The 10,387-nt window shown below is 39.1% G+C and carries 10 protein-coding genes; 5 read left to right on the top strand and 5 right to left on the bottom strand.

What is annotated here, in order from left to right; all coding sequences use genetic code 11:
- From AB5935_RS22105 to AB5935_RS22120, 4 genes are all read left to right on the top strand, one after another.
- Window positions 1-275: putative peptidoglycan-binding domain-containing protein (locus tag AB5935_RS22105; protein ID WP_368327572.1), on the top strand; the 275-nt coding region annotated here is incomplete at its 5' end.
- On the top strand, window positions 265-801 hold the full coding sequence (locus AB5935_RS22110) for a hypothetical protein (protein ID WP_038609866.1): 537 nt from the start codon (window positions 265-267) through the stop codon (window positions 799-801). The genes AB5935_RS22105 and AB5935_RS22110, both read left to right, overlap by 11 nt.
- A gap of 121 nt (window positions 802-922) precedes the next feature.
- Window positions 923-1,318, top strand: a complete 396-nt coding sequence (locus tag AB5935_RS22115) for a hypothetical protein (RefSeq protein WP_008656209.1) — start codon at window positions 923-925, stop codon at window positions 1,316-1,318.
- A gap of 694 nt (window positions 1,319-2,012) precedes the next feature.
- The gene (locus AB5935_RS22120; protein ID WP_007833511.1) at window positions 2,013-2,189 is read left to right on the top strand and encodes a hypothetical protein; all 177 of its coding nucleotides are present in this window, start codon (window positions 2,013-2,015) and stop codon (window positions 2,187-2,189) included.
- Between the two features lie 172 nt (window positions 2,190-2,361).
- On the opposite strand, the gene AB5935_RS22125 is transcribed toward AB5935_RS22120, so the two are convergent.
- Window positions 2,362-2,583: a hypothetical protein gene (locus AB5935_RS22125; protein WP_007833513.1), complete on the bottom strand. Its 222-nt coding sequence runs from the start codon at window positions 2,581-2,583 to the stop codon at window positions 2,362-2,364.
- 1,323 nt (window positions 2,584-3,906) lie between these two features.
- Here AB5935_RS22125 and AB5935_RS22130 point away from each other — a divergent pair.
- Complete coding sequence (locus AB5935_RS22130; RefSeq protein WP_005851774.1) at window positions 3,907-4,281, top strand: DMT family protein; 375 nt, start codon at window positions 3,907-3,909, stop codon at window positions 4,279-4,281.
- On the opposite strand, the gene AB5935_RS22135 is transcribed toward AB5935_RS22130, so the two are convergent.
- The 4 genes from AB5935_RS22135 to serS form a co-directional block, all read right to left on the bottom strand.
- On the bottom strand, window positions 4,228-4,998 hold the full coding sequence (locus tag AB5935_RS22135) for a DUF4858 domain-containing protein (RefSeq protein WP_007833518.1): 771 nt from the start codon (window positions 4,996-4,998) through the stop codon (window positions 4,228-4,230). The genes AB5935_RS22130 and AB5935_RS22135 overlap by 54 nt on opposite strands.
- 410 nt (window positions 4,999-5,408) lie before the next feature.
- Window positions 5,409-7,706 carry a bifunctional dihydroorotate dehydrogenase B NAD binding subunit/NADPH-dependent glutamate synthase gene (locus AB5935_RS22140; protein WP_038609863.1) on the bottom strand — a complete coding sequence of 766 codons (2,298 nt, stop codon included), beginning with the start codon at window positions 7,704-7,706 and terminating at the stop codon, window positions 5,409-5,411.
- A gap of 184 nt (window positions 7,707-7,890) precedes the next feature.
- Window positions 7,891-9,108 (bottom strand): MFS transporter, encoded by a 1,218-nt coding sequence (locus AB5935_RS22145; protein ID WP_007844414.1) that lies wholly within the window; start codon window positions 9,106-9,108, stop codon window positions 7,891-7,893.
- Window positions 9,109-9,247: 139 nt separating this feature from the next.
- Window positions 9,248-10,387, bottom strand: a 1,140-nt coding sequence (gene serS, locus AB5935_RS22150; RefSeq protein WP_368327573.1) for a serine--tRNA ligase, incomplete at its 5' end; no start/stop codon positions are given.

The raw sequence follows: 10,387 nt of genomic DNA on the forward strand, positions 1-10,387 counted from the left end.
CCCAATCCATAGCTGATATCCTTGTCGATTGGATCTGGGCAAGCGGAGTGCACGGTATCAAAATACCGCAGGATTTGATTGGCGTGATTCCTGATGGCATTGTCGGACCTAAAACGCTTGAAGCAATAAACAGGCAAAACCCTCGTGAACTGTTTGATCAGATCAAGATTGCACGGTTTGATTTCATCGAAAATATTTGTCGTCAGCGTCCGACCAATAATAAATTTAAGAGAGGGTGGATGAACCGCATAAATGATATCTCTTATGTTGGTTAGAGTTATGAACTGGGTAAGCCGGCATATATTGCTGGCTCCTTTCATGTGTCTGTTCCTGCTGTTCGGATCATGTGGCAGCTCGTATAAATCTGTCAATTCAGACACAGAAGTAATCAGGAAGGACAGTGCCAATGAATCGGTCAATATCGTACATGGTTCTACTACTTCTTTAAGAGAGCTGATAAGCACTAATGGCAGCTATGTGATTGATTTTCGAGTTTATGATACCCGAAAATCGCCCGATAGCCTGACTGGGAAACCTCCGTTATTGGCTGACGGTCATGTGGAAGGTGATTTCAATAAGAATGAAAAGAAGGAAACTGTAGTCAATGACAGTACGGAGATAAAAGCCGACAAGGATATTACTTCCGATATTCATGAGGAAAAGCGGTCAGAAAGCATAAAGGATAAAAAAGAATCCACGTTGCCTGAACAAATCGGTTTTGCCTGTGTTTGTGTAACCGTTTTGATTGTCGTTATGTTGATAGTACAAAAATATTGGCGCAACAGACAATCTTCATCATAAGACTTTAAATTTATAAATTGGACTGCTCCGGCTATAATGGCCGGGGCTTTTTTCTTGTGTCTTTTTTTGATGTTCTTGTTTGATTTCTTATTTTTGTACACAAACTTTTATCAATCATGTTATGAATAGACTTTTATTAGCTTCTTTTCTTATTTTCGTAAGTGTTTCATTATTTGCTCAGAAGCCATATAAGGCATACTGTAATCTTATCGGTGATGAAAACTCACTAAAGAAAGGAATTGTCAGTGTAAGAATTGATTTTGGTCAGAAAGATTTGAAAGACAACAAGTTCGTGGATGAAAATGGAAAAGAGATAAAGTTTCGCACAATGGTTTCAGCTATGAATTTTATGTCTAAACTTGGTTGGCAGTTGGAGCAGGTGTATAACCGTTATGACCAGATAGACGGAAGCCCAATTATTATTTGGGTCTTGTCGAAAGAAGTTGATTCGGATAACGAGATAACTAAAGGATTTCAAACGAAACTAATGTACGATAAAAGCAAGGCGACCCAATAAGTTGCCTTTTCCTGTTCTTCTGGGGATTTCCTTCACTTCAAAACGCATCGATACTTCACTAAGTTTGCTTTTGTGCTCTTGATAAACATAGTATTCTATCATGTTCCCTTTATAACTCTTGAAGTTTACTGTTTAAAAATCGATTTTTTTATTTATTTTGTAGCTAAATAAAGATATTTATTCATAGAACAAAAATATAAAAGTGTGCAATTGGTGTGCAGTTTAAAATATGTATATATAAATGATTAATAATTAGTGTGTTATGTGTTATAGTTATAGTTTGTGGAGAAGCATGACAAATATTCAGGAAGAACTGTTGCCTGGGATGAATGAACACGATTTATAGTTGATATGGCTGTTTTGTTGTTGGGGGATTATAACGAGACTGCTTATAGTTAGTTGTTTGTACTTGTGTGCAGCTAACCAACTATCAATATTATCAATGTATTTAGATGGGGAAGAATGTTACAAAGGTATCCTTCCTGTTGTTTGTTGTGCCGGATACAAGGTGATGCACATACATGTCTGATTTGTTGGGGAAAGTGTAGAAATATTCTACAATGAAAATGTGGACCTTTTTCTTTGAAAATAGTTTGTTCTTAATGTATTTGATTGATAATCAATACCAGTCTGGTTTTGGCATAGGAATTGTTTTCTCTTTATCATAAGAATAACCATTTAAATATATTAGGATATGAGAAAGTTTTTTATTGTGTTAGTATGGGGAATGGGATTAGGACTTGCAGCGTTGTTTACAAAAGATATAGTACGTGGGGTGAGGAATGTGATTGCGATAAATCATTTCACCCCTACTGAGGTGAATAACGCTCCAATAGGATGGCATCAAGACTTGTGTTGTTATCTTAATTAATTTGTCGTCATAGAGATTTTGTTCATAATTGAAATTGGAAACAACTGTTTTTTATGGCAGCTGTTTCCAATTTATTTGTATTCAGTTGTCCTTATACTCTTTTCGTCAAGTGATTTTCGTATACAAGTCTAGGACAAATGTAAAATAATAAAGGGGATTGGATGAATGGTTATTAATGAATGTTTTTAATGTCATCCTGCACTATTTGATCCATTTCTTTCATCAGTTTTTGGGGATTCTTTTTGGGGGAGAATCCTTTATCTTTTTCTTCATGCAAAAGATCTGTTTCAGTTATGTCCTCACCCCAGTCTTCGAACATATTCGTTGCCGGTTGTCCTGACAATGTTACATTCTCTTCTGCGATAGGGACATTTCTCTCAATAATTTTTTCCATAATCTAATCTATTTATTGTTTACTAAATGACAAATATGGGTAGAAATGGTTTAATGATTTAATAAAGTTTGAAGTTTATGATAAATAGAAAGTTCTTGAGCAAGCTAGAAAAACCTGATTTGCGAGCAACTCTTTATCTTTCTTTTTAAACAACTTTGCCTTGTAAAGAGTGCTCCTCTGTCCTTTCAATTGAAAAATAAGTTTTTTAAAAAGCAATTCTTTCGGTCTGTTTGAGGTTTATTTGCAAAATTGTGGGGAGGATTTTGGTTCTTAAAGGATCGTTTTGTTCTCTGATAACTTCCGGAAATGTTCTTGACGTACTTATTAGGAAGTTCGGGTGTTTATGTCCTCATGCCATCACTGCATGTATAACAGGCTAATTATAAACAACTTATATGCAGATGGTAAAAATATTTGTTCTCACTTATGCTCTCATGCTCTCATAACGTTCTGAAACATATTTTCGTGTAACATGCTTGTCCTCAGTTATATCTATTTTTTATAGGCTATTCCAGGCTTGATAGGAAGTAGGGTGTTTTCAGGCTTTTTTCTCGCAAGAAGTGTGCATAAGGGGTTTGTACTTCCATAGAATAATGGCTTACAAAGTCTTGGCAACGGTAAAAAAGATCAAGACGTTTCGGTAAAAGCTCCTTTTCTTTTTTTAAAAGGCGGTTATCTTTTTTGAAAAGCTCTTGATCTTTTTAAAAAACGTCCTTATCTTTGATGTGGAATTTTATTCTGGACATATAAGATTTCATATACGTCCGCATGAGTTTGTACGTACGTATAACTATATGGGGCGTACGTGTAAAAAACATGTTTTCTGATGTGGGAAAAACATTGTCCTGTTATACTCCCCCTATTTTTACAAGTGATTCTTCTTTGTTTCTGCCTTTTTCATTTTGTTGCATTTTTAGCTGTAACACTATTTGGGGGACTAGGCAAGGAGAAAATAAAAAAGGCTATCTTCCCAGACAGCCAATCTTTTGTTAACCTTAAATCTAATACTATGAAAAACACAATGCAAAGGTACGTATTCTTGAGATAGTTCCAAATTTTAGAAATAAAAAAACGCTTGTTATAACATGGTTTAGCAAACAAACTTTTTTCTTAACAAATAGCAGATTGAAAGAGTGGAGTTGGTTGCTTTTTTGTTCATTGGAAATAAAACATGTTTGTTACGGCAATAACTCATTGTATTATTCTTAATTCGATTATTTCCATTATCTTTGCACTCCAAAAATGCTTGTTGATATGCAATTGTTAAAAGCGTAATGGATATTATAGGCAGATTGTTTCCGGATAAAAAATAGATTAAAATATATGTTGTCTCATGGTATTTATTCAGTAATATTGCTGATTTTTTCAAATGTCTTTATGACGTTTGCTTGGTATGGTCATTTAAAAATGCGACAAGAGTTTAGTTGGTTTGCAGCCCTTCCGTTGATTGGTGTGATTGCATTTAGTTGGGCAATTGCTTTTTTTGAATATTGTCTTCAGGTTCCTGCCAATCGTCTTGGGTTTAAAGATAGTGGAGGACCGTTTGATATTATGCAACTCAAGGTGATTCAAGAAGTTATCACATTGGCTGTATTTACATTATTTTCTGTTTGGGCATTTAAAACAGAACTGAAGTGGAATCATTTAGCGGCTTTTCTTTGTCTGGTCCTTGCCGTTTATTTTGTCTTTAAGAAGTAATGAGTTTTGGTTAATAATTGCTGAATCCTTTTTGATAAGCAAAGTGTCTTGTTTGGGCAATGAATCTTGTTCAGATACTTTGCTGATTCTAGGAAACAAGATAGAATCCTGTCGGGTTGGTACGTAACTTTGATAGATTTTCCAACCTTTGGCACGATTACGATTACGTCGGATGGCACGTCCTCGTTTGGTTAAAGATTCATACAGAAAATTGTCGGCATCCAGTCCTCCTATTAATGGGTTATTACTGGGAGTTACCGTTTGATCCATGCCGGCAGGTAATATTACATAGCCGTTTCGCAAACCGGGAATCAGTTTGATATTTAGTTTCCATGACATTGTCAGAGAGTCTTTTCTTTTCAAGAAAATGGGATCATTAACCGGATCTTCATGCCATGTGGTGTAAGGAGTGTAGGGAGTAAGACGCACAAAGTTAGGGCGTACCCATTTGGTTGTGTCGCCGAAGTTTTTAGGCAAGTCTTTCAGAAACTTCATCCACGGTTTGTCTTCGGACATGAATGGAGTACCTTTTATATTGTCTTTGTCCGATTTAAAGTCGAAATGGATAGACTTTACGGCTTCTGTGTTAATTTTTAGTTCTCCATCTCCATTCAATAGCTCCTGTAAACGAATCGAGTCCTGTTTGTTCCATTGTGCTTGTGCTGTCAGTATACTGATAGTGCAGAATAATATGCTAAAATTTACCCTCTGGGTCATTCGTTTTTTCTTTATGATTATAATTGGTAACAAAAGTAATCTGGAGTGAGTTTAATGCTGGTTAAATTTGAGTTATTAATTGTTTATAATGTGAATATTTTAAATTTTATTTGGTTAATAAAAGGATTCGTTTACACCTCTTTTGTTGTTATGGAGCACACTTCATATAGACATTTAGATAGTTACCTCAATATTTGGTAATAAAGTTTTGTATTTTATCTCCAGATATAGTGACAGAGTTCATATTCATGGTATGTATTTCAATTGATGTCAGTACATTGGTCAGATAGGCGATATAGGTCTATATGGATTTATGGGGTCCATTCTGTCTGTGTGATTTATTTTCGGTATAGAATAAAAATAGCCCGTTAATTTTTAATAACGGGCTAAATTAGTGAAAATGATAATATTTATTTGGAGGAGAGTTGTGCATGCATGGAAGCAGCTGCTTTACGTCCGTCACCCATTGCAAGGATAACTGTAGCTCCACCACGCACAATATCGCCACCGGCATAAATAGTCGGGATTGACGATTGCATATTTTCATTTACGGCAATTGTTCCTTTGCGTCCCAATTCCAATCCCGGGATGGAACTGGGAACAATCGGGTTAGGGGAGACGCCTACGCTGACTATTGCCATATCGATGTCAATGGTTTCTGTTGCTCCTGGAATAGCTATCGGACTGCGACGGCCGGAAGCATCTGGTTCGCCTAATTCCATTTTCTGTAAAACGACTTGTTTCACACGCCCCTTTTCATCGGCAATATATTCTATGGGGTTATGCAGAGTCAGGAATTCCACACCTTCTTCTTTAGCATGTTTCACTTCCTCCAGACGGGCAGGCATTTCTTCTTCCGAACGGCGATAAATAATCATTGCGCGTTCTGCTCCTAAGCGGCGTGCTGTGCGGACAGAGTCCATAGCTGTGTTACCACCGCCGATTACTGCTACGCGTTTGCCGAATGTTACAGGAGTATCCGAATCCTCGCTGGCTGCATCCATTAGATTTACACGGGTCAGATATTCGTTGGAAGACATGATATTGATAGAATTTTCACCCGGGATATTCATGAAGTTGGGGAGCCCGGCACCTGATGCTACAAATATACCTTTGAAATCTTCTGCTTCCAAGTCTTCCACACTGATTGTCTTTCCTACGATGCAGTCCTTCATGAATTTGACACCCATCTTGGATAAATTGTCAATTTCTACATCTACAATCTTATTTGGTAGGCGGAATTCGGGGATACCATATTTTAATACGCCCCCTATTTCATGTAAAGCTTCGAATACAGTGACATCGTATCCCTGTTTAGCCATATCTCCGGCAAATGAGAGTCCGGCAGGACCTGAACCGATAACAGCTACTTTTATATTGTTCTTTTCCGCTACTTCCGGTACGGATATTTGACCGCTTTCACGTTCGTAATCAGCAGCAAAACGTTCCAAATAGCCTATGGCAACGGCTTCGTGTCCGGCTTTCAGATGAGTGCATTGTGATTCACACTGTTTTTCTTGAGGACATACACGCCCGCAGACAGCAGGTAATGCACTGGTTGCTTTTAAGGTTTTGGCAGCTTCAAGGAATTCACCGCGTTCTATATTTTTGATGAATTTCGGGATATTGATTCCTACGGGGCATCCGTTCATACAAGTAGGGTTGGGGCAGTCCAAACAACGTTTTGCTTCCGTTACAGCTTGCTCTTCGCTCAAGCCTAGATTGACTTCTTCCTTACGGCTATGTGAACGGTATTCTGCATCCAATTCGTTCATTTTTACACGAGGGATAGCCATTCGTTCTTTAGGCTTCATGGCTTTACGTAAGCTTGCACGCCATTCGGCATCCCGGCCATCCAGTTCTTTAGTCGCTTCACAAGTCATTGGCTTTTCGGTGTCTAGTTTGTGAATTTCTTCTTTTTCAATATCTTTGAAAGCTCCCATGCGTTTCAGCATTTCGTCAAAATCTACTTGATGGCCGTCGAATTCCGGACCGTCAACACAAACAAAACGTGTTTTGCCTCCTACAGTGATACGGCAGGCACCACACATGCCGGTTCCATCCACCATAATGGTGTTCAGAGAAACGTCTGTGGGTATTTCATATTTTTTAGTCAGCAGGCAAACGAATTTCATCATGATGGCAGGACCGATGGCGAAACATTTGTTTACTGTTTCACGTTTGATTACTTCCTCCACACCTTCAGTCACTAATCCTTTATGCCCGTATGAGCCGTCGTCTGTCATAATGATTACTTCATCAGAACTTTCACGCATTTCTTTCTCAAGGATAATTAATTCTTTGGTACGTCCGGCCAATACGGTAATTACACGGTTGCCGGCAGCTTTCAAAGCCTGTACGATAGGAAGCATCGGAGCAACGCCTACTCCTCCTCCGGCACAGACTACAGTTCCGAAATTTTCAATGTGGGTGGCTTTACCCAGCGGACCAACAACATCTGTAATATAATCTCCTTCGTTCAATTCACAAAGTCGTGTAGAAGAAAGACCAACTTCCTGTACTACTAGTGTGATGGTACCTTTTACGGGATCGGCACCGGCGATAGTAAGTGGCATACGTTCTCCTTTTTCACCGACACGAACAATTACGAAATGTCCGGCCTTACGCGACTTAGCAATCAGAGGTGCTTCTATAACCAATTTAAAGACCTTTTCCGAGAAATGTTCTTTTGAAATAATCTTATTCATTTTGCTATACTGTAAGTTAGTTATTTTTCTGAGTTGATTGTCAAATTGATAATTTATGCAAAGGTAGGATTATATTTTTTAAAGACAAAAGAAAAGCCGCCCTTTTGTGAGGGGCGGCTGGAGCCTATCATGATAAATCTGTTTTTGATTTTGCCGGCAGTTCGTTTTTAATGTGAAAAAAGGATTATTTCTTTGTTCTGATTTTATATCCTATCATTCCATAATATAGAATGAAAAGGAAACAGGGAACACAGATCCAATAGGAGGTCTGGAAACTAGTTGCATCTTGAACTACACCGCGCACCCATGGCATAACCGCTCCACCGGCAATGGCCATGGTTAGCAATGAAGAGCCGGCTTTGGTGAATTTGCCGAGATCCGCCATTGCGAGAGGCCATAATGCGGGCCACATTAATGAGCATCCTAATGCCATAAAGAATATGCAGTAGACTGAAATTTCAGCCGGCATGGTCGCTACTAGTGCAGAACCAATGATGGCTATGATGGCACATATTTTCATTGCGGTAGCCTGGCTCAGATATTTAGGGATTAAGGTTGCGCCGCAAATGTATCCTACTACCATACCGATGGAAGGGATAAATCCGTAATTGTCACCCGGCAGCTCCAATGCTTTGGCATATCCGGTTGCAGTTGCCAAGGCTATGGTTTCCACACCTACATAAAGGAAAAGAGCAATTACTCCTAATAGCAAGTGAGGAAATTGCATGATAGAAGTTTTACCTTCTGCATAAGGACAGGCAACCGCTTCTTCCGCATCTGTGGTGGCATCCTCTCCGGCAGCTTTTACTTCAGGCAACGGAGCCATTAAGGCGATAATGCCTAATACAACGAAAATACCGATAATGATACCAAATGGCTGGAACAAATCCTCCATTTTAATTTGGTCTATGGTTTTGCCGATTACTAAGGTAATAAAAAGAGTAGTAGCAGGCCAAGCCAGTTTGTTGCAAATACCCATGATGGAAATACGTTTTGCGGCAGACTCTATAGGTCCAAGAATAGTTACATATGGATTTACTGAAGCTTGGAGTACTGCATTGGCGGCACCACAGATGAATGAGGCGAAAAGAAACCATACAATAGATTCTGTAGCAGCTGCTTGGATGAATAGTCCAAAAGCGATAGCGAAAATGATGAATGAAAGAGCCATTGTTTTTTTGTAACCGATGGCTTCAATACATTTGGTGGCCGGTATGCCAAAAATTAGGAATGGAACAAACGTGGCGGCAAGCAGAAGATTGGATTCTGAAGCCGACATTTCCATTGACCGTTCTAATACCGGCATCAGGAAAGAGTTAATGCCCAATGCAAAACCAATTGCAAAAAACATCATGCCTACAAAGGCAAGAGGTACCATGAAATTTTTCTGTGAAGTATTCATAATAATAGGTTAAATGGTTAGTAATCAGGTTGAAATAATAAAAAAGAATGTCATTCTGCATACAAGACAGAATCTGTCGGGAAAGATCGGATTCTGAACAATACTCAGAATGGCATTCAATATATGTAATTAGCTGTTATTAGTCAATCATCTCGAATCCGCAATAAGGAACTAATGCTTTAGGGATGCGGATACCTTCCGGAGTCTGGTTATTTTCTAATAAGGCTGCAACAATACGCGGCAAAGCTAGTGCGGAACCGTTCAAAGTATGGCATAATTCTGTTTTCTTTTCGGCAGAACGGTAACGGCATTTCAGGCGATTAGCCTGATACGTATCGAAATTGGATACAGAACTTACTTCCAGCCAACGTTGTTGTGCTTCCGAGTAAACCTCAAAGTCAAAGCAAAGTGCAGCTGTAAAACTCATATCACCACCACAAAGGCGGAGAATGCGATAGGGGAGCTCTAATTTCTTCAATAGACCTTCTACATGGTCCAACATTTCCTGATGTGACTGTTTGGAATGTTCGGGTTTGTCAATGCGTACCAGTTCTACTTTTGAGAATTCGTGCAAACGGTTCAAGCCACGTACGTCTTTGCCGTAAGATCCGGCTTCACGACGGAAACATTGAGTGTATGCACAATTCTTGATAGGCAATTGTTTTTCGTCCAAAATCACGTCACGATAAATATTGGTTACAGGAACTTCTGCAGTTGGAATTAAGTACAAATCATCTACTTCGCAATGATACATTTGTCCTTCTTTGTCGGGAAGTTGTCCTGTTCCGTAACCTGATGCAGTGTTTACTACCGTCGGTGGCATGATTTCTTCGTAACCGGAAGCGCGGGCTTCATCCAGGAAGAAATTGATTAATGCGCGTTGAAGACGTGCTCCTTTACCTTTATATACAGGAAAACCTGCCCCTGTGATTTTCACGCCTAGTTCAAAATCTATCAAGTCGTATTTTTTGGCAAGTTCCCAATGAGGAAGTGCATTCTTGGGGAGTTCGGTTTCCATACCGCCCATTTTTTCCACCACATTGTCTTCAGCGCTTACACCTTCGGGCACACTGTCGTAAGGAACATTAGGAATGGTGTAAAGCAGGTTGGTCATGTCTTCCTGTGCTTTGTCCATTTCTGCTTGTAAAGCTTTGCTGGTTTCTTTGATTTCGGCTACACGTGTTTTAGCGGTTTCAGCATCTTCTTTCTTTCCTTCTTTCATCAGTTGCCCGATAGATTTGGAGAGCGAGTTCACTTCTGCCAGGTTTTTATCTAATTG

Origin of the sequence: Phocaeicola sp. RTP21198st1_B8_RTP21198_201120, assembly GCF_040929485.1 — a bacterium.
Taxonomy (GTDB): Bacteria; Bacteroidota; Bacteroidia; order Bacteroidales; family Bacteroidaceae; genus Phocaeicola; species Phocaeicola dorei.

Coding starts and splice junctions, on each gene's coding strand:
- AB5935_RS22110 (WP_038609866.1), top strand. CDS start 265: ATGTTGGTTAGAGTTATGAACTGGGTAAGCCGGCATATATTGCTGGCT.
- AB5935_RS22115 (WP_008656209.1), top strand. CDS start 923: ATGAATAGACTTTTATTAGCTTCTTTTCTTATTTTCGTAAGTGTTTCA.
- AB5935_RS22120 (WP_007833511.1), top strand. CDS start 2,013: ATGAGAAAGTTTTTTATTGTGTTAGTATGGGGAATGGGATTAGGACTT.
- AB5935_RS22125 (WP_007833513.1), bottom strand. CDS start 2,583: ATGGAAAAAATTATTGAGAGAAATGTCCCTATCGCAGAAGAGAATGTA.
- AB5935_RS22130 (WP_005851774.1), top strand. CDS start 3,907: ATGTTGTCTCATGGTATTTATTCAGTAATATTGCTGATTTTTTCAAAT.
- AB5935_RS22135 (WP_007833518.1), bottom strand. CDS start 4,998: ATGACCCAGAGGGTAAATTTTAGCATATTATTCTGCACTATCAGTATA.
- AB5935_RS22140 (WP_038609863.1), bottom strand. CDS start 7,706: ATGAATAAGATTATTTCAAAAGAACATTTCTCGGAAAAGGTCTTTAAA.
- AB5935_RS22145 (WP_007844414.1), bottom strand. CDS start 9,108: ATGAATACTTCACAGAAAAATTTCATGGTACCTCTTGCCTTTGTAGGC.